Source organism: Variovorax sp. HW608 (genome assembly GCF_900090195.1).
In the GTDB taxonomy this organism is placed as follows: domain Bacteria; phylum Pseudomonadota; class Gammaproteobacteria; order Burkholderiales; family Burkholderiaceae_C; genus Variovorax.
This window is the reverse complement of sequence record NZ_LT607803.1, coordinates 1,029,721-1,053,558: the sequence shown is the minus strand read 5'-3', so window position 1 is coordinate 1,053,558 and position 23,838 is coordinate 1,029,721. Positions and strand designations below refer to the sequence as shown.

Below are 23,838 nucleotides of genomic sequence, written 5' to 3'. Positions count from 1 at the left end.
AAAAGGGGTTTCCAGGTGGTTGCAGATCAGTAGCCCAGGCGCGCGAGCGCGAAGCCGGCGGCGTCGAACAAGTGACAATCGGTGGAGGGGACCGTGAAGGATTCGTTGTCGCCCGGCCGCGCATTGCTGTGGCCGTTGACCTTGGCAATCAGGCTTTCACGATTGGCGCCCTCCAGATAGACGTAGCTGTATTCGCCGAAGTGTTCGACCTGTTGGACCCGCTTGGTAATCGACGCAACGCCGTCAGCGCGGCCGGCGGCCAGATGTTCGGGCCGGATCCCGAGCGTGACCCGGCTTCCTGGGGACGCTGAAGCGAAGCGCTGTGTGAGCCGAATGCACTCGCCGCCGCCGTCGAGTTGCAGCATGACGCGGTCTCCCTCCGACTCGAGCACCGTTGCCGGCAGGAAATTCATCTTCGGCGAGCCGAGGAAACCCGCGACGAACAGGTCGCGCGGACGATGGTAAAGGTCCATCGGCGAACCGATCTGCGCGACACTGCCGTGATCGAGCATGCCCTGGCCGGAGCGCAGCAGCACGATCTTGTCGGCGAGGGCCATCGCCTCTGTTTGGTCGTGCGTCACATAGACGGCGCTGGCGCGGTTGAACTCGCGGTGCAGCCGGGCGATCTCGGCACGCATGTGTACCCGCAGCGCGGCATCGAGATTCGACAGCGGCTCATCGAAAAGGAATACGTTGGGCTTGCGGACGATCGCGCGGCCGATGGCGACACGCTGGCGTTGCCCGCCGGACAGCGCCTTGGGCAAGCGCTCGAGCAGATGGCTGATCTGAAGAATCTTCGCAGCATCCTGCACGCGACGCTCGATCTCCTGCTTGTCGATCTTGGCCTGGCGCAAGCCGAACGCCATGTTTTCGAACAGGCTCATGTGCGGATACAGGGCGTAGTTCTGAAACACCATCGCCACCTCACGGTGCGCGGGTGGGACGTCATTCATGCGCACCCCGCCGATGGTCAGATCGCCTGCGGTGATTGTTTCGAGTCCGGCGATCATGCGCAGCAGCGTTGACTTGCCGCAGCCCGAAGGACCGAGAAATACGCAGAACTCGCCGGCGGCGATGTCCAGGTCGACGCCGCGGATGACCTGGGTGCCGCCGTCATAGGTCTTGTGGACTGAGCGAAGGGTAATTTGTGTCATGCGAATCAGCCTTTGAGAGAGCCGGCCATCATTCCTTTGACGATCCGCTCCTGGCCGAAGGCGTAGGCCACGATGAGTGGCAGCGAAGTCAGCGTCACCACCGCGAGCATCGCGGGGATGTTGGAGGAGAACTCGCCCTGGAAGTCCCACAGCGCCAGCGGCAGCGTGCGATTGCCCGGCGACGAAGTCAGCACGTACGCAAAGATGAACTCGTTCCAGAGATGGATGCCGTTGTAGATCGCCACCGTTGCGATTCCAGGTCCGGAAAGTGGCAGGAAGAGCTTGAAGAAGATCGTGAAGGGGCCGCAGCCGTCCAGTTCCGCGGCCTCTTCCAGCTCGCGTGGGATCTGGCGCATGAACTCCGCAAGAATGAACACAGACACCGGCAGACTGGTCGCCACGTAGGGACCAATCAGAGCGAACGGCGTGTCGTACAGGCCCAGGCCACGCGTCATCAGGTAGATCGGCACCAGCGTGATGTGCAGCGGCACGATCATGGCGGCGACGATCAAGCCGAACAGTGCCTTGTTGAAGCGGAACTTCAAGCGGGAGAGGGCGTAGGCGGCCATCGCCGCGACGATGACAATCAGCACGACCGAGACGCCCACGACAAACAGGCTGTTCCGCAAGTAGGTGAAGAACCCGCTTTGAAGCACTGCCACGTAGTGGCTCCAGTCGAGGTGGCTGGGCAGCGCCCACACTGGGCTGTCGAAGGTGTCCTGCTGCGATTTCAGGCTCGTGAAGACAACGAACGCGAGCGGCAGCAGCGTGACCGAGAGCCAGGCAAGGGCGAGCGCCCAGATGGCGCCGCGGGTCAGGGGCTTTGAATTTGTTGTGATGGCGCCGGACATGTCACACCTCCGTCTCGAAACGCTTCGTCAGCCGCATACCGAATCCGGCGATGAGCGTGACGACGAGGAACATTGCAGACGCCACCGTGCTGCCGTAGCCCAACTGGAACGACGAGAACACCGTGCGGTACATGTAGGTCGCCATCAGCTCTGACGCGCCTTCGGGACCACCGCCGGTCATCACGTAGATGAGGTCGAAATAGCGCAGCGAACCGATCACTGCCAGCATTGCCGCCGTGCGCACCGTGCCCTGAAGGTGCGGAAGCTTGATCTTCCAGAAGATGGTCGAATCAGTCGCGCCGTCGAGCGTGGCCGCCTCGCGCAACTCGGGCGGAAACGAGGCCAGCCCGGCAAGGAACAGGATCATGTAGAACGGAATGTTCTGCCAGCAGATGACCGCAGTTACAGCGGCGAGGGCAAGGCGCGTGTCACCCAGCCAGTCCTGCGCGAGTGCAGTCGCACCGATCGCGTTGAACACCGAGTTGATCGGCCCGAAATTGGGGTCGAATATGTTCTTGAAGATCACGCCCAGGGCGACACTCGAGAACAGCAGCGGCAGGAAGTACAGGATCTTCAGCGTGCGTGAGCCGCGGCCTGCCTTGTCGAGCAACAGGGCCAGGGCCATCGCAATCGGCAACTGGACCACCACCGACGCCAGCCCGAGCAGGAGGTTGTTGCCCAGCGCGTGCCAGAACAGCATGTCGCGAATCAGTGCGGCCCAGTTATCGAAACCGACAAGCACGCTGCCCTGGCCCAGCCCATTCCATTCAACCAACGACAGGTAGAAGCTGTCGGTCAAGGGGTAGATCAGGAACATCGCCAACAGTGCAATCGCTGGCGTCAGGAACAGGAAGGGCGCCACCCACTTGGGTGTGGGCCGCCGGCGGCTCGCCCACTGCGTCGGCGCCATCGTGGTTGGTGCGGCCATGACCTACTTCAGAACCTGCGCCGCCAGCGCTTCCATCTTCTGCGCAGCTTCTTCGGGTGTGATCGAAAGACCGAACATGGCCTGCACAGTGTCCTTGTGCAGTTCTGCCAGTTGCGGCGGCAGTTCCTGGTCATACCAGAGCTGCACGGCAGGCGCGTCGGCGACCAGCTTCATCACGCGCTGCATCGTCGGGTCTGTGATGGGCAGATCCTTCAGCGGCACCAGGCGGTTGTCTGCCAGACGCGCCTTGACGGACGCGTCATCGACCATGGTCGTGATCAGCTTGTATGCCGCGTCGGGCGTCTTGCAGGCGGTCGAGATGCTGTAGAAGTTGTTGCCGACGGAGCCGACGACATTGCCCTCTTGCCCCTTGCCTCCCGGGACAGTCGGGAACGGGAAGAAGTCCACCTTCTTCATGAACTCGGGGTTTTCGTTTCTGATGCTGGACGACTCCCAGGTGCCCATCAGCTCCATGGCGGCCTTGCCGGAGTAAAGCAGCCGCCGCGAGGCACCCACGTCATAGTCCAAGCCGTTGAAGCCTTGCGCAAAGGCCCCCGCTTTGACAAGTTCCTGCAGCCGCTTCCCAGCCTCCACGAACACCGGGTCGGCGAAGCTGCCGCCCGGGGCGCGGGCAATCGCCTTGCGGAACACGTCAGGGCCGCCGATGCGGTCCACCAGATACATGTAATACATCGAGCCGGGCCACTTGGCCTTGTTGGCCAGGGCAAAAGGCGCAACGTCCTTGGCCTTGAGTGCCTCGACGACTTTCAGCAGTTCGGGCCAGGTCCTTGGGGGCGTGAGGCCGAACTTTGCGAAGATCTCGGTGTTGTAGTAGATGACGACGCCTGCAGTGTTCTCGCCCGGCAGGCCGTAGGTCTTGCCCTGTGAAGTCGTGGCATCGAAGGCGGTGCGCAAGAAGCGTTCACGAAACCCCGCGTCCTTGGCCAGGTAAGGCGTCAGGTCCACGATCTGACCGGCCTTGACGTACTCGCGAAGTATCCCGCCGCCCCAGTTCATGAATACGCATGGCGGCTCGTTGGCGCCCATGGCGATCTTCAGCTTGGTCTTGTAGGCGTCGTTCGGGATCTGAGTGCGTTGCACTTTGAAATCGGGGTTTGCCTTTTCGAAGCGCGCCTGGGCCTCCTGTATGACCTTGATACCCGCTGGCTGGGTCTGAATGTCCCATTCCGTGAGGACCTTGGGCTCTTGGGCCAGGGCGCTCGTGGCGAGAGCGATTGCGGCTGCGGCGGATAGTGGCGAGGGTTTCACTGAGCGTCTCCTTTTGCGTGAGGTGGGCTGTCCAACGATGCGTATCGTTAGCGATAACGCTTCCATCGACCATAGGGCAAACCCTAGATAGAATCCCTATCCTCTCGGCACAGAACGGCATGCCGGCTCGTTCATGGAGCGCTATCTCTAACGTTATGATCAGCGACAGACGCAAGGTTACGTAAACGATGAAGCACCATCCCCCTACGTTGAAGCAGCTCGCAGCCGCCGCGGGTGTCTCTGTGATCACCGCGTCGAGGGCGCTGAACGGCCAGCCCGGCGTCTCTTCGGCGGTGCGCGATTCAATTCAGAAACTGGCAGCCGAAACTGGCTTCAGCTCTCGAAGAACTGCAAGCCAACAGGCGACGCTCCAAGAGCATTCCCCTCGGCTCCTGGATCCTCACGTTGAGGCGTCCCCGACCTTGGCGGCGTTGGCAGCGGCGACTGGCGTTTCGGCCATGACCGTGTCCCGCGCCCTGAACAATCGTCAAGGCGTGTCCAGCAGGACCCGCCAAGCGATCTTGAAGCAGGCTGCAGAGATGGGCTATGTGACCAATCGCGTGGCGCAAAAGCTTTCGTCGGGGCAGAGTGGGGTCATCGGAGTTCTTGCGACCCACTTGGACTCGCCGTTTATCAGCAGCCTCGTGACCGAGGTCGTTCGCGCGGCCACAGCAGTTGGCAACGAGGTCCTGATCTACACACTTGTTGATCACGACACCCGGCCTGCCGGCAGCGTGCTGCAATTGCTACAGCAGTTCACCGACGGTGTGGTGGTGTTGCTTCCCTACGGGCTGGGTTATGCGGAGGCCCTCACCCAAGGAAAGTTCCCGTTGATTTCAATCGACAGTCCGCGCGAGCATTCCGGATTACCCTCGATCGCTGCGGACAGCTATGGTGGTGCGCGCAGCGCCATGAAGCATCTGGCCGAGCTGGGACACAAGCGCATTGCGTTCGTCACGGGGGCGGAACAGCTCGAATCCGCGCAGGAGCGACGCCGAGCGTACGAGGATGCGGTTGCGGTCTTCGGACTGGAGCGCGATCAGTCGCTCGTGCTGCCCGGTGACTACTCTCTGGCCAGCGGACGCGCGGCGGGCGAGCGGCTGTTGAGATTGCAGCGTCGGCCGACTGCCGTCTTCGTTGCCAACGATCTCAGCGCATTTGGACTCATGGCCGTCCTGCAAGAAAGTGGCGTGAAGATCCCGGCGGACATGTCTGTCGTCGGCTTCGACGACCTGCCAGGCGCATCGCAGATCCATCCGGGGTTGACGACTATCCGCCAGCCGATGGCCGAGCTCGGGCGGGCGGCCGTCAACACGCTGCAGGCAATCGCAGCCGGCCTGCGGCCTGTAACGGACCATCTGACGCTGCCCACTGAGTTGGTGGTGCGCGGATCGACATGTGCTCCCCGGGGGCTGCCAGATCAGCATTGGACTTCTCGGGGCGTTGCGCGCAAGAAGGGTGTGAGGATCGCGCCCTGACGATCCTGTGCGAGAAGGTCCTGCTCGGTCTTAGCCACCTCAGGTACTGCGCCCGGGAGCGGTTCGGGCGTTCCACTTATTGCGACACAGCATGTTGCTCGGCGCCGCTATCGTGTCGGACTTCGAAATGGCATTGTGGCGCCCTGCAAAGAGCAGAGAGCACGAGCCACCGTTCGGCCTCGCTTCCTGGTAGTCGATCGGGACCAAGACGACTTCTTGCGAAGTTGCTGACATCGCCTATTTCTCCGGTTATTGACTACCAGGCTGCGTATGGGTCTCCCGGAGCCGACTCGGGCCAACTGATCGTCCGCGTCGCGGCAGCCTCCAAATGTCACTTCAACGCGAAGGAGAAACACCATGTCATTCCCATCCGAACGTTCAGGTCGCTCCGTCGCGATCACTGGAGCTGGCGGCGGTCTTGGCCGCGAGATCGCGCTCTGCCTTGCCGCCAAGGGCTACATCGTTTTCGGTACCGCCATGTCCGCCGCAGAGGTTCAAGCGCTGAAGCAAGCCTCCGATGGGCGCGTCAGCCTGACGGTCTGCGACATAACCAAGGAGCAAGCCGTGAGAGCCTGGGCGGGCGGCGTGTCCGATGCGCTTGGCGATGTCGGCCTCGATCTGCTGATCAACAACGCGGGCATCCTGACGCCGGGGCCTATCGAAGTTCTGCCGCTCGACGCCATCCGGCGTGAGTTCGATGTCAACGTGTTCGGGGCCCTGTCGGTGATGAACGCATTTCTGCCGGCCCTGAGGAAGGCCCATGGCCGCGTTGTGCAGGTCAGCACCTGGACAGCGAGCGTGCCGCTGCCGTTCAACGGACCATCGGGGGCATCGAAGGCTGCCATGGAGGTGTTTGCGGCGGTCTACCGCGCCGAACTGAAGAACTTCGGCATCGATGTCGTCGTCGCGGCGGCGGGCAACATGAAAACCGGCGGCCCGGCGAAGACCGCAGCGGCACTGGCCCGTGTCGCGGACGCAATGACACCTGACCAAAAAGCGTTGTACGGCCAAGCCTTTGGCACCTTCGCAGCCAAGCTCAACGATATGCAGAACAATGGGCTCGACGCCACCGCGGCCGCCATGCGCGTGATCGAACTGGCGGAGCAGGTGCCCGCGCCAAGTCGCGCGCCGGTGGGCAAGGACGCCGAGGAGATGCTCCGCGCCGTGCTGGAGAAATCAGACGCTGAACTGGATGCGCTTCGCCTCCAGATGGTCGGTCTCGACTGAGGCGCGCCTGCACTCGCCGGCGACGCGGCCCACTCGGCCCCATGGGTTCGCCGCACCTTGACTCTCCGACGTGCCAGGCCCGCATTGAGTCCTCACGCAAATGATTGAACAAGAAAAGGAAAAGAAGATGATCAACGATTCACGCCGCGGCTTTCTTAAATCGGCCGCAATCGGCTCCGCTCTTGTCGTTGGCGCCGAGATGTCGCCAATTGCCGCGGCCTTTGCCGACGAGATCCCGAAAGTCACCTATACCGGCGGGTACAAAGCAGGCACTGCCGTACAGGAACTGGAGCTGCTCGATCTCGTGGAGATCGAACAGAGGGCAGCCAAGGTCATTCCCAAGGGAGGATTTGGCTATATCGCCGGCGGCGCAGGCGATGAGTGGACGTTGCGCGAAAACCGGGCGGCCTTCGAGCGCAAGCAGATCACGCCTCGAGTCCTCACCGGGAAAGGAGCAGTCGACCTGCGCGCTGAAATCTTGGGGATTTCCATCGCTTCGCCCATCATCGTCTGTCCGATGGGCGGGCAAGGTTTGGCTCACGTCACCGCCGAAGCGGGCATGGCGATGGGCGCTGCCGCCGGGAACACCATCATGGCCCTCAGCACCGTCTCCACGCTTTCGATGGAGCAGGTTGCGGCGGCGGCCGGCGGACCCAAATGGTTTCAGCTCTACTTGCAGACAGACGACGGCGTGAACCGCGACCTTCTCAGAAGAGCCAAGGCAGCCGGCTACAAAGCCATCGTCTTGACGGTTGATTCAACAGCGACGGGCAACCGCGAAGCTGATGCTCGTAACAACTTCACCTTTCCTCTCCCGTTCGGAAATCTGGTGGGCAAGGGCTCTGGAGGGAACATCCATGCCCTGAATGCCAGCTTCGCTCAGAAGATCGATGCGAAGGCCATCGAGTTCGTGCTCACGGAGTCAGGACTTCCCGTGATCGTGAAAGGAATATCCAGTCCGGATGATGCGCTCCTTGCCATCCGCGCTGGCGCCTCGGCGATCCAAATCAGTAATCACGGCGGCAGGCAGTTGGACGGAAGCCCGGCAACCTTTACCGTTCTGCCCGCAGTGGCCAAAGCTGTCGATCGAAAGGTGCCGATCATCCTCGACAGCGGAATTCGGCGCGGTCAGGATGTGTTCAAGGCCCTGGCCTCGGGAGCAGACATCGTTGGCCTAGGCAGGCCGGCCTACTACGGGCTGGCGCTTGGCGGATGGAAAGGCGTGCATTCCGTTCTCAAGTTTCTGAATAGGGAGTTGAGCATGGTCATGCAGTTGGCCGGAGCCCAGACGGTGGAGGACATCAAACGCACGAACTTGGCATGACCGCCGGCGAGGTGAATGCTCTTCCATCCGGCATTGCAACAATCACATCGTTTCGCGGAGCGCATAGGGGCGCTCACCCTCAAGTGCGACTCGGAGGGTCACGTCGACATGGACGCGCTGTCTATGCCGATAGCAGGCTCGGCGAGATAGTACGTCGAGTGCGGTCCGCACGCGGGAATGAACCGTAGCCATGGACGGCTTGGACCTCATCAAGACCTTCCGCGAAGTCGCGCTGCGGCGCAGTTTTTCTCGTGCTGGCATCTCGCTCGGCATGTCGAAGGCCACCGTGAGCAAACACGTGGCCAAGCTCGAAGAGCGCAGCGGTGTGCGACTACTGCATCGCTCGACTCGCTCGCTGAGTCTGACGGAAGCCGGAAGAATACTGCTCGATCGCAGTACCGAGTTGGTGGAACTGGCAGAGAACACGCTGCACGAATTGCAGGCTCACGGTTCACAGCCTCGCGGGAGGCTTCGGATCAGTGCGCCTCACGGTCTGATCTCGGGTTGGATGTCGGATGTGATTGCAGGGTTTGTCGACTTGTACCCCGAGGTTTACATCACCCTCGTGTCCACAAACGAAAAAGTGAATCTGGTCGAAGAGGGCATTGACGTCCATCTCACGGGCGGTCGAATTGAGGACGTGAACCTGATTGTGCGGCGTCTGATTCAATACGAAATGGTTCTGTGTGCCTCGCGCGCGTATTGGGCGCGGTATGGCATGCCGCAAGTGCCCGACGAGCTGAGGAGCCACGGGATGCTCACGCTTTCTGCGATCGTGGATTCGCACTTGCACTTCGAGGTTGGCGGAACATCACGTCAAGTCGCAGTCCGCAGCCGAATGGAAGCCAATGACGCCATTGCGCTGATCGAACTGGCGCGCCGGGGGCTGGGTGTCGCGTATGTGCCTGAGCCCCTGGTTCAAACGCATCTTGAGAATGGCACCCTGGTGTCGGTTCTCCGGGAGTACGTTCCGAAGGATCAGTGGCTCTACGCAGCCTATTCCCAGCGACGTCACAACAGCGCAGCGATGCGCGCGCTGCTTGATTACGTGCAGAAGTCTGCAGCCTCTCTCAAAGAGGCCGCCTAGGCTTGCGCGGCTTTCAACACCAGGGCCCGGTGCAGGCAAGGAGTCAATCGCGACAATCGCACGGTCGACATTCATGGTGATTTGCTCTGCTTTGCCTGCTGCGCCGTCTGTCGAAGGCATTCAAGGAAATTTCGTGCCGCCGGCGTTGGTTGCGATGTGGCCGGCGAGCGCACTGTGACCTCTACTTGTGGCAGTGCTTCGGCCAGTCGCAAACGCACCAATCCACGAAACGTCACAGGATCCTGCACCATGGACGAGGCGACCACGGTCAATGCATCCGCGCGGCGCACCAACGACAGACCGAACTGAATCGACTGACAAACGACGATGTTGCGCGGTGCATCGAGGCCTGCTTTCTGCAGGGCCTCGATCCCGTACGCGGGAACCGCCCAAAGTGCCTGGTCCAGCCGCCGGATCGTGCGCACGCGTGCCAAAGGGTGGCCTGTGCGTGCAATGGCCGCCAGCGGAGCCTGCAACAGCACCTCACGTTCGAATCCATCCTGCGGGCTGGAGCCTTCCAACTCGCTGAGCACTGCCAAATCGTATCCCGACCCTGGGGCAACCAGCTCAGGGCCGGTGATCTCCACCAGTTCGACCGCCACGCCGGGGCAAACTCGTCGGAAAGCCTGCAGCGCATCGGGCAACAGTCGCGCAGCCGCCAGCGAGCTGAACGCCGCGCGCAGACGGCCGCCGCCATCGCGCAACTGGGCTATCTCGTTTTCGGTGCGTCGAACCTCGTCGAACAGCACGGCAGCTCGGCGGAGCAAGGCCTGGCCGACCTCCGTTGTCTCGACCCCGCGCGCGCTGCGCACGAACAAGGGCGCGCCGACGGCGCGCTCCAACTCTCGGATTGCGTAGGTCACGCCCGGCTGCGCCAACCCCGCGTCACGCGCTGCGGCGCGAATGCTCCCCGCCTCGGCGACGCGGCAGAAGATCTGCAGATGTCTCAGGTTCATCGAACGATAAGCTCTTGAAGGTGATCAGATATTTTGATCAGATGCGGAATGTTTGTGTCTTTTCTTTTATCCGAGCATGCACTACCGTCGGCGCACTCCTTGGCCGACGTCGCCCGTGCTGTGGCCGGCCTCCGGGGCCCTCAATCACCTCAGACACACCGCATGAAGCGTCTTCCCTCCCTCACCCTCCTGGCCATCGCCAGCCTCTTCACTTTGAATGCCCTCGCCCAAGGCGTCGCCGATGCTGGAGGCGACGCCTTGCAGCAGCGAGGCTTGGCGCTGGCCGATGCGACCGAGGCTCAAGTCATCGCATGGCGGCGGCACATCCACCAGAATCCCGAGCTCTCGTTCCAGGAAGTCCACACGGCGGCCTATGTGGCCGCCGCGCTGGCAAAAATGCGAGGTATCGAAGTCCAGACCGGCATCGCCAAGACCGGCATCAAGGCTGTGCTGCGCGGCGGCAGGCCCGGGCCGGTTGTGGCACTGCGAGCCGACATGGACGCACTGCCGGTCGAGGAGCACAACGACTTGCCGTTCAAGTCCACCACAAAGGGCAACTGGCTCGGCAAGGAAGTACCGGTTTCGCACGTCTGCGGCCACGACACCCACGTCGCGATGCTGTTGGGCGCAGCGCAGGCACTGTGGAACATGCGTGCCGAATTGCCGGGAACGGTGGTCTTCCTGTTCCAGCCTGCCGAGGAGCAGGGGCCGGGGCCAGTCGTCAGCGGAGCTCCGGCAATGGTTAAGGCCGGCGTGCTCGACAACCCGAAGGTGGACGTCGTAATGGGCCAGCACATCAATGCCAGCGGACCTCTTGGCATCGGCTACCGGCGCGGCAGTCTGATGGCCAGCGGGGACATGTTCAAGATCTCACTCAAGGGACAAGGCGGGCACGGGTCGTCGCCCTGGACCGCCAAGGACCCAACCATAGCCGCCGCCGAAACAGTTCTGGCGCTGCAGAACATCGCAAGCCATCGGATTGATCCATTGGACGGGCCGACAGTGGTTACCGTGGGCATGCTGCAAAGCGGCAATCGCGCAAATGTCCTGCCCGACACCGCCGAGATTGCCGGTACGGTGCGCTCGCTCTCGGCAAAAAACCAGAAGGTGGCGCACGAGAACATTCGCCTGAAGGCGCAGAAGATCGCTGAGCAGTACGGACTCACCGCGCAGGTGGATATCGACACCGGCTATGAGGTGCTGGTCAGCGATCCGGGTGCGACACAGGTGGTGATCAAGGCGCTGGAGGCGGCCGCCGGGCCCGACGCGCAGGCGAACGAGATTGGCCCGCGTATGGCATCGGAGGATTTCGGCTCATTCGGCAAGGACCGGCCGGTAGTCTTCTGGAACCTGAATGCCTCGCCCTTTGGAGACAAGGCAGGTGCGCCAAATCACTCTCCCGAATTCGTGATCGATGAAAGGGCCCTGCGCCTTGGCGTGCGGGCGCTGGTGGGCAGCACGCTGGCCTACATGAATGCGCGCCCGAAAGGCCAATGACGTCCTTGCGCTAAGCGCACGGTGCGCCGCAAGTAGCCCGGGGGGTGATGCAATCGAGCCCCCGAGTTGGCCGGGTTCTTGGAGCGCAAGGAGGGGGAACAGTTCGCCGTGGTGCGCGACTATGGCTTGTCGACGCTCGTCGACGATGCGGGGCGCATCGGTTTTCGTGAGCTTGTCTGATGCGACGTGAGTATTTGTCGATTGTCGGTCGAGCCGGCGTGCGGAACACTCGCTCGGTCAACGAGCGCTGATCCTCCACTGAACACGCAAATCGTCGGAAGCCAGGCCATCTCAACAGCGCCTCAGGATTTCGGGCCGCCCGACGGCTCCCGGCATGAATGATACTAAGTTGCGTTCAAAGATATAGAAGTTATCCAATCGAAACCGGTCATCGATCGGGTTCTCTCGTGATCTGATTCGAGCGCCACCAGCCCTGTCGTGAGGGCGCGTTCGACGGCGTCGAGGTTGGCGAAGACATGGTTGGCAAAGCAGTCCTCGCGAATCGCCTCCCACAGATGCTCGGCCGGGTTGAGTTCGGGGCTGTACGGAGGCAGGTAGATCAGTCGCATGTGATCCGGGACCGCGAGTTGACCTGCCAGATGCCAGCCCGCCTGGTCCATGACCATCACGATGAATTCCTCGACATGGCGCTGGGCGACCTCGGCCAGGAATAGCGACATGGTCTCGGCGTTCACCCAGGGCAGCACGAGGCTGTCCATCACGCCGTCGTGTGGGCTGACGGCACTGAAGGCATAGATGTACTTGCGCTCCAGGCGAGCGCCGACGACAGGTCGAATGCGGTGTGGCGCCCAGCAGCGACGCGGCGTGCCCAGCAATCCGAATCGCCCCTCGTCCTGGAACATCAGCCGCACCGCGCGACCTTGTTCAGCCTGGCGCACGACCTCTTGGCGTACCTGGCGGCGGAGTTTTTTTAAAGGCGGCCTGTGCCGCGACGTCCGCCTTGGGATGCCGGGGCCGGGGCACGACCTTGCGCCAGCCGTGACGGTCGAGCAGCCGATAGATCGTCGAGGGCGCCACCGCCTTGCCGAGTTGCTTCTGGTAGGCCTGCTGGATCTCAGCTACCGTCAACATCCCGCCTGCCTGTGCGCGTTCGACGAAGGGTGCCAGCAACTCCTGCTCCTGTTCGGCGCTCAAATGCTGGTGGTGTCTGCCACCGCGGCCTCGAAGATCGAAGATGGCATCACCTTCCTTGGCCCATCGAGAGTGCATCACATGCACGGTGGTGGTTGACCAACCCAGCAACTGTGCAATCTGCGCGGCCGAGCTGCCCAGCGTGGCCCTGATCAGCACGCACTGGATGCGCTGGTACTGCGCATGGCTGTCGGCTTGCTTGAGCCGTTCTGCCAAGCGCATCACGGTCGCCTTATCCCCAACGATCAGACTCTTCATCCACGACTCCTTGAAGTACGTGGACAGACATGATATCTAATCTATTGAACGCAAATTGGTATGAGACGTTCGTGACGGGACGAGCGTCATGCAGACCGCCGTCAATGCCTACAGGATCAAGGGTGATGGCGAACCCGGCGGCAAGGCGCCTGAGCAGTTTGCCCAATTCATCCGGTCAGAACAGATCCTGTATCTACAGGTGGTGAAGGCCGCCAACATCAAGGTTGACTGACGGCCTCGCGGTTTCTGCGTACGTGGTTTCGAACTTTTCGGACGATGCGCCTCGCTTCGGCTGGGGGAATCCCCTTCTGCAACAAGACGTGTAAGGCAATGTCGAAGGCTACGTCCAATGACGCGAGCTTGCCCTGCACGATGTCGCGGATCGCGCCAGCCATCATCCAGGAACCCAGCCGCCATTGCAGTTGGAGCTCGGCTTCGGTGGCCTTGATGGCGCCACCGCGAACGGCCTCTCGCAGGTTGGCCATGGCGAACTCCCGAATCTCGTCGTGCACCGCATCGACCAGCACGTCGTAGCGCTCGACCAGGGCGCGCCAGATGGGATCGGTCACGCCTTTCTCGATCACGGCGACGCAGGCGAACGCCACCAGGTCAAGTGGCTCGAAGGTGGTGCGATCGCCCCCTTGGATCGCCAGCTCTTCGGCAAACGCATTGATCAGACGCCGCACCACGGCGACCGTCAGCGCCTCCTTGGTGGGAAAGTAGTTGTAGAGGGTGCCTTGGACGACGTCGACCTCGACCGCGATGTCCTGCATGGTGGTAGCAACGATCCCCTTGGTCTGAAACACCTGTGTCGCGGCCTCCAGGATCAGATCTTCGGTCCGCTGGCGACGCCGCTCACGGCGGGTCGGTCCCCCCTCTTGCGCGGCGGCCTGTGAGTCAGGGGCAGGGAGTCTGGATCGGGTGGCCATCTGAAAGGTGAATTGGGTTCAGACACTGAGTGTACTTGCGAGGGTCTTCCCTAGGCTCGAGCTTGCTGAAGAACACACTGGACTACGCCGAGGATCTGCGCAGCGGCGATCGCCGCTCCTTGTCCAAGGGGGGCCGGCACGGACGTGCCCATTGGTCGGTTGCGATCCATATGACGACGCTTTTCTCGGCGACCCTTATCCCATGCAAGAGCGCCTGCGGGAGGCGCGCCCTGAGGTCTGGATTCCTCATACAGGGAGTGGAAGTGCAAAAATCGGAACACGGTCCTTCCATTTTGACCTTGCCGTGACACGACTTTAAATTTCCACATCGAGATGTCGCGGCGGAGGTCGAGATTCCGCTGACGGGCATCGAGGCGCATCGCATCTAATCTTTGGAAGGACAGGAAGTGGGCAAACAGGATCGAGTCATCGTGGTCGGGGCTGGCCCCGTGGGCCTTTTGACCGCACTCAAGCTTGCGAGGGCAGGCGTCGAGGTTCGTGTCATCGAAGCTCTGCCTTCGCTTCACCAGTCGCGACTTGACTGCGGGGGACGTGGCTGCATCCGGACCTGAAGTGCATGGTCCGGTGTGCTGCGCCCGCATACACCTCATCTGAAATATTCGATCATCAGTTCCGTGAGAGCGCGAATCTTTCTCGCGGGCTGTCGTCCCGCGGGTCGCACGATGAAGCTGCAGGAAGTGGACAGCGGCTCATCATCGGGCCGATACGGCGGGCGATCAGATTCGAGTCGCTCGAGTATCCGACGCGGATCGCACAGTCGAAGCCTTCTCCGACGATGTCGACGAAACAATCGCGGGCATCAGTGCTTGATTGCGGCAAGCACGATACCGGATCTCGTGAGAGTCCGCGTTCGGGCGCCCGTCGGCCTGCATCGGGTGCGGATTCGGTGGCTGCGGCTTCGACGTGCGTCACCCAGCCACGGGTGAGCTCATCACGAGGGCCGCCGATGCTGGCGCCGACGACCTCGAGGCGACGGTGGCCAGCGCGGTGCGTACGCAGCCTGGCTCGGCATAGAGCAAGGAATCGAATCGGGCTGCGAATTGCAGTGGCGAATCGACTGCCGGCGTAATGCTCATGTTGAACTCCTTTGAGCAAGTTTAGCGCGCCAGGCAGATATGCTTATCCGAACATCGGCGCGTCACGATTCAGGCCAAGGAGCTTGACACTGCAATGTCGGAGCAACTCAGAATCGCTCCGCAGCGCGCGCTGCAGGCACTCATCGATGTAGGCCCTGTCACTCTGCAACCGCGACAGATTGACCCACCAGCCAACGCCAGCCATGAGCCATTTGAAGTCGACCAGATTGAGGAAGCTGTCGTTCCTTTCCTTTTCCCTGGCGTATGTTGCATTCATGTGTTCAGTCTCCTTCACATCAAGCGCGGTCTCACGTTTCCGAGAAAGATAAGTACAGCCACTTCGAGTGCCCATCACTGGGGCCTGCAATGCCAATGAGGGCGAGGACTACTTGGAGAGCACCAATATGTCCGATTTGCCGGCTCGTTCGGAATCGACGCGCGGCAGACCCTGTCCCGTGAGGAGGCGGCCCATCACTCGCGCGATGATCCGGAGCTTGACAGACGTGTCCAATGCCCCGGGAATCAGGCTCAGAGCGTAGTCGCCAAGTTCGGTATCCCAGTTCTGCAGCAACTCTGCGACGATGCCCGCTGTGGATGTGATCTGGACGCCAGCGGCGGCAAGCCGCTGCAGCGCCATGTCGTCGCCGATCTTCGTTGCCGAGCCGCTTGCATCGGCAACGACCTGGACGTTGAAACCTTCCTCGATCGCGCTGATGGCCGGCGCGATCACGCAGACGTCGGTGGTCACGCCCGCCATGACCAGGTTGCGCTTGCCGGTCGCGCGGACCGCGTCGGCAAACGCCTTGGATTCCCAGGCGTTCACGATCCCGACGCGCAAGATGCGCTTGGCAAACGCCTCCGGCAAAGCCTTCTGGATGCCCTTCATGAGCGGACCTTGGACGTTGGTCTCCTGGCTCGTTGTAAGCACGACGGGGATTTCCGCGCGCGCGGCCAGTTTGGCCAGGAGCAGCGCGTTGCGTTTCAGCTGGCTGCGGTCGATCGACTGGATCCAGTCGAAGATGCCGACCTGATGGTCGATGAGAACGAACGCGGTGTCCTGGAGTTTGAACAGCTGCACGGTTTGAATCCTTCTAGATTAGATGAGTGAATCACCCAAGCGGATCGATCCACGATGCCCGCCTGTTGGACTCATTGTGTTCATGCATCCCCGAGCGCGTAAGTGGGTGGAATGGATTTCACTCGTCCACCGCTTGCAGCGGCGAGCCGGGCAGGGACTCGATCGCAGCCCGGTGACCACCGCGACCCTCGATTGCTCTACTGCATGGGGGAATGAAATCCGGTGAGATGGACTATTCGGCCCGGATCGATTCATCGATAAAGCCGGGCAGCGCATTCCGTGCCTGGCGCCGGCCCATCACACATCATGCAACTCAATCTGGACTTCAAGGATCGTCATGTCGTCGTATTCGGCGGCACGACAGGCATCAACTTCGGCATCGCCGAGGCGTTCGCTCGACAAGGCGCCAGGCTGACGGTCGTCAGTCGCAAGCCCGACAACGTGGACAAGGCGTGCGCCGCGCTGGCCCGACACGACGGCCCGGTGGGCGGCATTTGCGCCGATGTTCGCGACTTCGACGCCGTGGGCCTGGGACTGCAGTCCTGTGTCGACAAATTCGGCGAAATCGACGTTCTCGTATCGGGCGCCGCGGGCAACTTCCTGTGCGAGGCGAAAGACATGTCTTCTAACGGCTTCAAGGCGGTGGTCGACATCGATCTCATCGGCACGTTCAATGTCCTGCGCCAGGCGTTCCCCTATATGCGCAAGCCCGGAGGGATCGCAATCAACATCACGGCCCCGCAGTCCTCCATCCCGATGCGCTATCAAGCGCATGCCTGTGCCGCAAAGGCCGGCGTCGACCAGCTCACGCGCGTCCTGGCGCTCGAATGGGGGTCGTTCGGCCTGAGGGTCAATGCGATTTCGCCGGGGCCGATCGCGCAGACCGAAGGATTCAAGCGCTTGATCGCCGATGGCGAGCAGGAGGAAGCGCGCAGTGCCGAGACCGTGCCGCTGAAGCGGCTGGGCAACGTGGACGACATCGCCAATCTGGCGCTCTTCCTGGCTTCTCCTTATGCGAGCTATGTTTCCGGAGCCGTGGTGCCCTGCGACGGCGGCGGCGCGCTGGACAGTGTGAAGCCAATGCTGGAAGCGGCGGGGGTCCGCGCGATGCAGGCGAACAGCTGAAGTGGAGTGGAGATGAGCAGCCAGACCACCGAACTACTCTGGGCACCTTCCGAGGCGCGAAAGCGCAGCGCACATATCAGTGCCTATACCGCCTGGCTCGCGCAGGACACGGGTCTCGAGTTCGTGCGCTACGACGACCTCTGGCAGTGGTCGGTGGATCACCTCGAAGACTTCTGGGCTTCGATCTGGCGCTACTTCGATGTGGCGTCGACTCGACCTTACACACGCGTTCTGTCCCATGCTCGCATGCCCGGCGCACGCTGGTTCGAAGGCGCGCGAATCAATTTCGTCGACCAGGTGTTCCGGCACCGGGCGCTCACTGCCCCAGCCATTGTCTTCGAGAGCGAAGCCGCGGGCCAGGGCGAAATGAGCTGGGGTGAACTCGAGCAACAGGTTGCCGCGCTGGCCGAAACGCTGCGTGCCCTGGGTGACGATCCGGGTGATCGCGTTGCGGCCTATCTGCCCAACGTGCCTCAGGCCGTCGTTGCGTTTCTCGCGGTCGCTAGCATCGGCGCGATCTGGTCCGTTTGCGCGCCCGAGATGGGGCAGGTCAGCGTGCGCGATCTCTTCATCCAGATCGAACCCAAAGTGCTGATCGCGTGCGACGGCTATCGTTTCGGCGGCAAGGCTTTCGACCGGCGCGACGTGCTGCGTGAGGTGCTGGACAGCTTGCCCAGCGTCGAATCCGTGATCTGGGTGCCGCACCTTGACCGCGAGACAGATGCAGCTTCGATTTGCGGCGGTCGCAAGTGGCTCGCGTGGTCTGACGCAGTCGCGGGCGATGCACGCCTGAAGTGCGCAACCGGATTGGGGATACATCTGGCGCTTTCTAGACCGGAATCGGGTGAAGTCCTTCACCGGCAGCATCATCTACGGACGGTCGGATGCAACGATCAATCGCGGCGGCATTCGCATGGGGACTGCAGAGCTCTATCGCGCCGTTGAATCGATGCCAGAAGTCCTGGACAGCCTCGTTGTCGATCTGGAATACCTCGGACGCGAGTCGTACATGGCCTTGTTCGTCGTTCTGCGCGAAGGGACGGCGCTGACCGAGTCTCTGGAAGCAGACATGCGGCGATCGATCCGCGGAGCCTTGTCGGCGCGCCACGTGCCGGACGAGATCGTCCGTGTGCCCGCCGTCCCGCGCAACCTGACCGGCAAGAAGCTCGAGTTGCCGATGAAGAAGCTGCTGCTGGGGCAACCCATGGAGAAGGTCATCAAGCGCGACGCGGTGGCCAACCCGGAAGCGCTCGAATGGTTCATCGAGTTCGAGCGCAGCCTGAACGGGTCGAGGGTCGTGACAGTCCTTTCATAGGCCTTACTGAGTGGACGAGTGAAATCCGATTCGTCCGGCTAATCAGAAGGATGGGGGCGCACTAAGCTGACTGCGTTGGAGACAAGACAGCGTTGGATCGCGCATATGGGTATGAAGCAATCATCGACCAGATCAGATCGGATTCGCCTGGGCGCCAGCCTCTTCCTCGCGCTGACGTTTTGCGTCACCGGCTCCATGATGCTCTTGGGCGTGCCGGTGATGGTTGAACTGTTCGACCGGGTCGGAATAGGGCAGTGGTTCAGGTACGTCACAGGCGGTCTCGAGATCGTCGGGTCCGGCTTGCTGATGCGTGCAGCCACCAGATTGCTCGGTGCGTTGCTTCTCTTTTTCATCATGGGGGCCGCCATCGCCACGCACCTGTTCGTGATCGGCGGATATCCCGTCTCGGCGATCGTGTTGGGGGCGGCCTGTGGTTGGGTCTTCCTCGGAGAAAGGAAATTCGCATGAAATCATCACAGCAGCCCGCGGCGACCGCCGGCTTCCAGGTACAAACCCAAAGCCGACGTTTCGAGGGCCAGGTCGCCATCGTCACCGGAGCGGCGCAAGGGCTGGGGCGTGTGATCGCGCGTCGCCTCGCCGAGGAAGGGGCAACCGTCGTCGTTGCCGATATCCAGGGCGATCGCGCCGAGCGCACGGCGAAGCAGCTTTCACAGCAGACCGGTGCCGTCGTGATATCGCATGCCGGCGATCTGGGTGAAGCGGGCGTTGCCGAGCAACTGGCCGCCGACGTGCATGGCCGCTTCGGCCGCATCGATGCGCTCGTGAACAACGCCGCCGCGCTCATCCGGATGCGGCTGGTCGATTTTTCCGAAGCGTTACTGCAAGACGCCATCAAGTGGAATGTCTGGAACACGCTGCGTGCGTGCAAGGCAGTGTTGCCTTACATGACCGAGCAGCGATACGGGCGCATCGTGAACATCGGCGGGGAGGCGTGGCGCACCGGCCTTCCGTACCACACCGTGCTTGCAGGCGTCGGCAAGGGATCGATGGTCGGGCTGACCGCGACGCTCGCGGGCGAAACGCTTCGCGACGGCATCACCGTCAACTGCATTTCCCCCGGCGCGGTGGAGTCTGGCGCTGACGGTGATCCGGAACCGTTGCCGGCGGGCTTTCGCGATCCGACGTGGACACCGCCGGATGTGCTCGCCGAACTCATGAAGCTTGCGGGGAACCCGGCGATTGGCATCGGGCGCCCTGCGCATCCGACCGAGGTGGCCGCAGCGGTCGCGTTCTTTGCCTCGCGTGAAGCGTCTTTCGTCACCGGGCAGCACCTGGGCGTGAGCGGCGGCATGGCGATGCTTTGAAGAAATTCAACCTGGAGACACTGATGCAAGAACCCAATATCGAGCGGCTGGTCGACGACGACCGCGAGCGCGGAATATTCCGTGTCCATCGGACAGCATTCACCGACCCTTCCATCCTCGAGCGCGAGCACGCCGAGATTTTCGATCGCTGCTGGCTGTACGCGGGGCACGAGTCGGAACTGTCGAAGCCGGGCGACTACGTCACGCGCAAGGTGGGCGGCCGACCGTTGTTGCTGACGTGCGACCCGAACGGACAACGGCATGCCTTCATCAACAGTTGCACCCACCGCGGCAACGCCGTTTGCCGCGAGAAATCCGGCAATGCCCGCGTGTTCACCTGCTTCTACCATGCGTGGTCCTTCAATACCGAAGGCGCGCTCGTCGGGTTACCTGGCGAGGACGCGTACACCGCCGCCTTCGACAAGAAGCAGATGGGACTGAAATCCGTGCCGCGCTTCGAGAGCTATCGCGGCATGATGTTTGTCAGCTTCGATCCCGATACCGTCGACCTGCAGACGTACCTTGGCGGCGCGCGTGACTACATCGACGCGATGCTCGATTACGGCGGGGACGATGTCGAAGTCGTTCCGGGTGCCCAGTCGTACAGCATGCGCGCGAACTGGAAACTGCTGGTGGAAAACAGCGTCGATGCCTATCACTTGATGTCGACCCACCAGCGGTACTTCCGCAACTTCTTGCCCGACATCGGAATGGATCCGACCAAATGGATGGGGCCGGGCGCGATGAAGGCCACGCGCGGCATCGCGCTTCCGAATGGGCACGGCCTGGTGGAGAGCCCGGCGCTGCCCACGCCCGTGACGGTCAGTGCAGAAGCGGAACTCAACAGTATCCGCTCCAACCTCGACGAGAAGTTCGGCAAGGAGCGGGCGCACTGGATCGCGGACTACAGCCGGAACGTGTTCATCTATCCGAACCTGATACTGATCTCGATGTGGCGGACGGTGCGGACCTTCTATCCGGTCAGCCCTGATTTCATCGAGATCGACGCCTGGGCGCTCTTGCCGAAGAATGAATCGAAGGAACTGCGCCAGCGTCGCTTCGAGAACTTCATCTCCTTTCTCGGGCCAGCGGGTTTCGGAACCCCTGATGACGTCTCGGGCCTGGAGGGCTGTCAGCGCGGATTCGCCGCCCACAAGGAAGCCGAATGGTCGGACATATCGCGCGGCATGGGGCGAGAACCGCTCGCCACCGACGAATTGCAGATGCGGGCGTTCTGGCGCCGCTGGCACGCAATGATGCGCGGCATCACCGGCCCCACAAACTGTTCGGACAACCCTGTAGCCGCTGCCGCGTGACGAGGTGACGAATATGCCTGAACTCAATCAAGACGGCTCGCACGCAGTCCATGCCGCGCACGATCGTCCCATCACCGCTGACGAAGTCCAGCAGTTCCTGAACGAAGAGGCGGCCTTGCTCGACGAATGGAAGCTCGACGAGTGGATCAAGCTTCTGACGGACGACGCGCAGTACCTGGTGCCGCCGCTGGACAAACCCGACGCGGATCATCGTGAAGCCTTGTTTCTGGTTGCCGACAACCACGAAACGCTGCGCTCGCGCGTCGGCCAACTCATGGGTCGCAGCGTGTGGGCGGAAAACCCGCGGTCCCGCACCCGCCGGTTGGTGACCAATGTGCGCGTCCTCGAGACCGACGGCGATCAAGCGACCGTGACCGCCAACTTTGCGGTTTGGCGCTTCCAGTTCGAGCAGACGGATGTCTATGTCGGGCAGTACCGCCACGTTGTCGTACGCGGGCCGGCCGGGCTGCTGCTTCGTGAACGGCGCACGGTGCTCGACCTCGAGAGCCTACGGCCGCACGGAAAGCTCAGCTTCATCCTATGAATCTTCACGCAGAGAAAGCATCGTCATGATCCATTACCGCAAACTCGGCTATGTCGAGTTGAACGTCAGCAACCTGGCGCGTTCGCGCGAGTTCTACGAGCAGGTGGTCGGCTTGCAGCGGATCGGCACCCGCAAGGACGGCGCCGAAGTCTTCCGGTGCGACGCGGAGCCTTATTCGGTCGTCCTGCACGAACACGCGCCGGCGGGGTTTTGCCGCGTCGGATGGATGCTCGAGGACGAATTCCAGTTCGACATCCTGCACAGCCGCCTGCGCGAGAGAGGCGTTCCTTTCGAAGTCATCAGCGCGGCGGAGTGCGACGCGAGAAATCTCGGCCGCGCAACGCGAATGGTGGAACCGAATACGCAGGCGACGCTTGAGTTCTATGTCCCGGTGGATCGTCCGGACGAGTTCGCCTTCGACGTGTCGCATACGAACATCCAGCGCCTCGGGCACGTCGTGTTCAGCACGCCGCACCGGGCGGCGGCGAACGCATTCTTCCGCGACGTGCTCGACTTTCTCGACTCGGACAGCATCGGCGAAATGGCGACATTCATGCGTCCCGCAGGCAGCCCCTATCACCACGGTCTCGGCATCGGAGCCGGCGAACACCCGCGGTTCCACCATCTCAATTTCATGGTCGAGACGATCGACGACATCGGACGGGCCACGAACCGTTTCAAGAAGCACCAGGTGCCGATCGTGTACGGGCCCGGGCGGCATCCCGCCTCGCAAAGCGTGTTCCTGTATTTCCTGGACCCGGACGCCTTGACGCTCGAGTACAGCTTCGGGATGGAGGAGTTCGCCGACGTCGGCCCGCGCGCCGCCCGCGTATTGCCACCGCGACCGGAGTCCGTCGATGCATGGGGTTCCGTGCCCGACCCCCGCATGGGCGCTGTCGGCGAGATGAATGCCGCGACCGTCGCGTCAACTTCCTGCTGATCCAGATCTGCCAATGCAACAGCCGCTATTGATGATGCGCGTCACCCGCATCGTGGACGAGGGGCAAGACATCCGAAGCTTCGAACTGGCTGCGGAATGCGGCTCCGTACCCCCTTTCACGGCGGGCGCGCACATCGACCTGCACTTGAGCCCGGGGCTTGTCCGACAGTATTCGCTGTGCAACGGCCCGGAGCAGACCGGCACTTACACGATTGCGGTCAAGCGCGAGGCGCAGTCACGCGGTGGGTCAAGCGCCGTGCACGATCGCCTGAAGCTGGGCGACCCGATCGGCGTGACGGGGCCGCGCAACAATTTTCCGATCGCCGCGGATGCTCGCGAGCATCTGCTGCTCGCTGGGGGCATTGGCGTGACGCCGCTATTGAGCATGGCGCGACACCTTCGCGCTCGTGGCGAGCCGTTCCGTCTGGAATACTTCACACGCTCGCGGGAGCACACGGCCTTCGTCGATCTGCTGTCCGGCTCCGAACTCGCGCCCCACGTGTCGCTTCACCATGGCCTGGAGGCCGCGGAGATGACTGCGTACATGGCGGAACGGCTGGCGCGGCGTCCCGACGGCGGGCACGTTTATGCATGTGGACCTCGGCCCTTCATGCAGCTGGTGCAGGAACAGGCTGCACAAAGTTATCCGGCCGACGCGGTGCATTTGGAACACTTCCAGGCGGACCCGGCGCTCGAAACGGGACCGCGGGAGCGCTTCACCATCAGACTTGCGCGCAGTGGCGTAGAGATGGAGGTTTGCGAGAACCAGTCCATCGTCGATGTCCTCACGCGCCATGGTGTTCGCGTTGACGTGATGTGCGAGCAGGGCATTTGCGGGACATGCCTCACTGGTGTGTGCGACGGGGTGCCCGATCACCGGGACACCTTCCTCACCGACAAGGAGCGGGCCGCCAACGACAAGATGCTGTTGTGCTGTTCACGTGCCCGCAGCCCGGTTCTCGTTCTGGACCTGTAGCAAACCCCGGAG

The 23,838-nt window shown here is 62.3% G+C and carries 24 protein-coding genes and 2 pseudogenes; 16 read left to right on the top strand and 10 right to left on the bottom strand.

What is annotated here, in order from left to right; all coding sequences use genetic code 11:
* Positions 1-26 precede the first annotated feature (26 nt).
* The 4 genes from VAR608DRAFT_RS04805 to VAR608DRAFT_RS04790 all read right to left on the bottom strand — a co-directional run bounded on the left by VAR608DRAFT_RS04805 (position 27) and on the right by VAR608DRAFT_RS04790 (position 4,202).
* Positions 27-1,154, bottom strand: coding sequence for an ABC transporter ATP-binding protein (locus tag VAR608DRAFT_RS04805; protein WP_088953024.1), 1,128 nt, complete (start codon positions 1,152-1,154; stop codon positions 27-29).
* Between the two features lie 5 nt (positions 1,155-1,159).
* Entirely contained in the window at positions 1,160-2,005 is an 846-nt protein-coding gene (locus VAR608DRAFT_RS04800) for a carbohydrate ABC transporter permease (RefSeq protein WP_088953023.1), read from the bottom strand.
* Position 2,006: 1 nt separating this feature from the next.
* Entirely contained in the window at positions 2,007-2,867 is an 861-nt protein-coding gene (locus VAR608DRAFT_RS04795) for a carbohydrate ABC transporter permease (protein ID WP_231973236.1), read from the bottom strand.
* Between the two features lie 69 nt (positions 2,868-2,936).
* Positions 2,937-4,202, bottom strand: coding sequence for an extracellular solute-binding protein (locus VAR608DRAFT_RS04790; RefSeq protein WP_231973234.1), 1,266 nt, complete (start codon positions 4,200-4,202; stop codon positions 2,937-2,939).
* A gap of 188 nt (positions 4,203-4,390) precedes the next feature.
* Between VAR608DRAFT_RS04790 and VAR608DRAFT_RS04785 the strand changes: the two genes are divergently transcribed.
* The 4 genes from VAR608DRAFT_RS04785 (at position 4,391) to VAR608DRAFT_RS04770 (ending at position 9,318) form a co-directional block, all read left to right on the top strand.
* On the top strand, positions 4,391-5,680 hold the full coding sequence (locus VAR608DRAFT_RS04785) for a substrate-binding domain-containing protein (RefSeq protein ID WP_088953021.1): 1,290 nt from the start codon (positions 4,391-4,393) through the stop codon (positions 5,678-5,680).
* Between the two features lie 357 nt (positions 5,681-6,037).
* Positions 6,038-6,907 carry an SDR family NAD(P)-dependent oxidoreductase gene (locus VAR608DRAFT_RS04780; RefSeq protein ID WP_088953020.1) on the top strand — a complete coding sequence of 290 codons (870 nt, stop codon included), beginning with the start codon at positions 6,038-6,040 and terminating at the stop codon, positions 6,905-6,907.
* 100 nt (positions 6,908-7,007) lie between these two features.
* Positions 7,008-8,231, top strand: coding sequence for an alpha-hydroxy-acid oxidizing protein (locus tag VAR608DRAFT_RS04775; RefSeq protein ID WP_231973232.1), 1,224 nt, complete (start codon positions 7,008-7,010; stop codon positions 8,229-8,231).
* A 190-nt stretch (positions 8,232-8,421) separates the two neighbouring features.
* Positions 8,422-9,318: a LysR family transcriptional regulator gene (locus VAR608DRAFT_RS04770; protein ID WP_088953019.1), complete on the top strand. Its 897-nt coding sequence runs from the start codon at positions 8,422-8,424 to the stop codon at positions 9,316-9,318.
* A gap of 71 nt (positions 9,319-9,389) precedes the next feature.
* On the opposite strand, the gene VAR608DRAFT_RS04765 is transcribed toward VAR608DRAFT_RS04770, so the two are convergent.
* Positions 9,390-10,274 (bottom strand): LysR family transcriptional regulator, encoded by an 885-nt coding sequence (locus tag VAR608DRAFT_RS04765; RefSeq protein ID WP_088953018.1) that lies wholly within the window; start codon positions 10,272-10,274, stop codon positions 9,390-9,392.
* Between the two features lie 162 nt (positions 10,275-10,436).
* Between VAR608DRAFT_RS04765 and VAR608DRAFT_RS04760 the strand changes: the two genes are divergently transcribed.
* On the top strand, positions 10,437-11,771 hold the full coding sequence (locus VAR608DRAFT_RS04760) for a M20 metallopeptidase family protein (protein WP_088953017.1): 1,335 nt from the start codon (positions 10,437-10,439) through the stop codon (positions 11,769-11,771).
* 344 nt (positions 11,772-12,115) lie between these two features.
* Here VAR608DRAFT_RS04760 and VAR608DRAFT_RS37795 read toward each other — a convergent pair whose 3' ends face one another.
* Both VAR608DRAFT_RS37795 and VAR608DRAFT_RS04750 read right to left on the bottom strand, forming a co-directional pair.
* On the bottom strand, positions 12,116-12,739 hold the full coding sequence (locus VAR608DRAFT_RS37795; protein ID WP_231973569.1) for an IS630 family transposase: 624 nt from the start codon (positions 12,737-12,739) through the stop codon (positions 12,116-12,118).
* On the bottom strand, positions 12,657-13,181 hold the full coding sequence (locus VAR608DRAFT_RS04750; RefSeq protein ID WP_088953016.1) for a winged helix-turn-helix domain-containing protein: 525 nt from the start codon (positions 13,179-13,181) through the stop codon (positions 12,657-12,659). Before VAR608DRAFT_RS04750 ends, VAR608DRAFT_RS37795 begins: the two co-directional genes overlap by 83 nt.
* A gap of 88 nt (positions 13,182-13,269) precedes the next feature.
* On the opposite strand from VAR608DRAFT_RS04750, the gene VAR608DRAFT_RS36740 reads away from it, so the two are divergent.
* A complete protein-coding gene (locus tag VAR608DRAFT_RS36740; protein ID WP_157730640.1) occupies positions 13,270-13,413 on the top strand; it encodes a hypothetical protein in 144 nt (47 codons plus the stop codon).
* On the opposite strand, the gene VAR608DRAFT_RS04745 is transcribed toward VAR608DRAFT_RS36740, so the two are convergent.
* The gene (locus VAR608DRAFT_RS04745; protein ID WP_088953015.1) at positions 13,400-14,110 is read right to left on the bottom strand and encodes a TetR/AcrR family transcriptional regulator; all 711 of its coding nucleotides are present in this window, start codon (positions 14,108-14,110) and stop codon (positions 13,400-13,402) included. The two genes, VAR608DRAFT_RS36740 and VAR608DRAFT_RS04745, sit on opposite strands and share 14 nt — an antisense overlap.
* A gap of 407 nt (positions 14,111-14,517) precedes the next feature.
* Here VAR608DRAFT_RS04745 and VAR608DRAFT_RS38215 point away from each other — a divergent pair, with 407 nt between their 5' ends.
* Complete coding sequence (locus tag VAR608DRAFT_RS38215; protein WP_157730636.1) at positions 14,518-14,682, top strand: FAD-dependent oxidoreductase; 165 nt, start codon at positions 14,518-14,520, stop codon at positions 14,680-14,682.
* Between the two features lie 568 nt (positions 14,683-15,250).
* Here the strand turns inward: VAR608DRAFT_RS38215 and VAR608DRAFT_RS04730 are convergent.
* Positions 15,251-15,484 carry a hypothetical protein gene (locus tag VAR608DRAFT_RS04730; protein ID WP_088953012.1) on the bottom strand — a complete coding sequence of 78 codons (234 nt, stop codon included), beginning with the start codon at positions 15,482-15,484 and terminating at the stop codon, positions 15,251-15,253.
* A 108-nt stretch (positions 15,485-15,592) separates the two neighbouring features.
* Positions 15,593-16,285: an isochorismatase family protein gene (locus VAR608DRAFT_RS04725; RefSeq protein ID WP_088953011.1), complete on the bottom strand. Its 693-nt coding sequence runs from the start codon at positions 16,283-16,285 to the stop codon at positions 15,593-15,595.
* Between the two features lie 306 nt (positions 16,286-16,591).
* Here VAR608DRAFT_RS04725 and VAR608DRAFT_RS04720 point away from each other — a divergent pair, with 306 nt between their 5' ends.
* The 9 genes and pseudogenes from VAR608DRAFT_RS04720 to VAR608DRAFT_RS04685 all read left to right on the top strand — a co-directional run bounded on the left by VAR608DRAFT_RS04720 (position 16,592) and on the right by VAR608DRAFT_RS04685 (position 23,826).
* Complete coding sequence (locus VAR608DRAFT_RS04720) at positions 16,592-17,410, top strand: SDR family oxidoreductase (RefSeq protein ID WP_088953010.1); 819 nt, start codon at positions 16,592-16,594, stop codon at positions 17,408-17,410.
* 12 nt (positions 17,411-17,422) lie between these two features.
* Positions 17,423-18,070, top strand: a pseudogene (locus VAR608DRAFT_RS04715) (AMP-binding protein); the annotation flags it as partial.
* Between the two features lie 157 nt (positions 18,071-18,227).
* Positions 18,228-18,725, top strand: a pseudogene (locus VAR608DRAFT_RS38350) (AMP-binding enzyme); the annotation flags it as partial.
* Between the two features lie 111 nt (positions 18,726-18,836).
* Positions 18,837-19,193, top strand: a complete 357-nt coding sequence (locus VAR608DRAFT_RS04710; RefSeq protein WP_157730634.1) for a DoxX family protein — start codon at positions 18,837-18,839, stop codon at positions 19,191-19,193.
* Positions 19,190-20,050 (top strand): SDR family NAD(P)-dependent oxidoreductase, encoded by an 861-nt coding sequence (locus tag VAR608DRAFT_RS04705; protein WP_088953008.1) that lies wholly within the window; start codon positions 19,190-19,192, stop codon positions 20,048-20,050. Before VAR608DRAFT_RS04710 ends, VAR608DRAFT_RS04705 begins: the two co-directional genes overlap by 4 nt.
* Before the next feature lie 23 nt (positions 20,051-20,073).
* On the top strand, positions 20,074-21,366 hold the full coding sequence (locus VAR608DRAFT_RS04700; protein ID WP_088958602.1) for an aromatic ring-hydroxylating oxygenase subunit alpha: 1,293 nt from the start codon (positions 20,074-20,076) through the stop codon (positions 21,364-21,366).
* Between the two features lie 13 nt (positions 21,367-21,379).
* Positions 21,380-21,910 (top strand): aromatic-ring-hydroxylating dioxygenase subunit beta, encoded by a 531-nt coding sequence (locus tag VAR608DRAFT_RS04695; RefSeq protein WP_088953007.1) that lies wholly within the window; start codon positions 21,380-21,382, stop codon positions 21,908-21,910.
* Positions 21,843-22,850, top strand: coding sequence for a VOC family protein (locus VAR608DRAFT_RS04690; RefSeq protein WP_231973230.1), 1,008 nt, complete (start codon positions 21,843-21,845; stop codon positions 22,848-22,850). Before VAR608DRAFT_RS04695 ends, VAR608DRAFT_RS04690 begins: the two co-directional genes overlap by 68 nt.
* 13 nt (positions 22,851-22,863) lie before the next feature.
* The gene (locus VAR608DRAFT_RS04685) at positions 22,864-23,826 is read left to right on the top strand and encodes a PDR/VanB family oxidoreductase (protein ID WP_088953005.1); all 963 of its coding nucleotides are present in this window, start codon (positions 22,864-22,866) and stop codon (positions 23,824-23,826) included.
* The last annotated feature ends 12 nt before the right edge of the window (positions 23,827-23,838 follow it).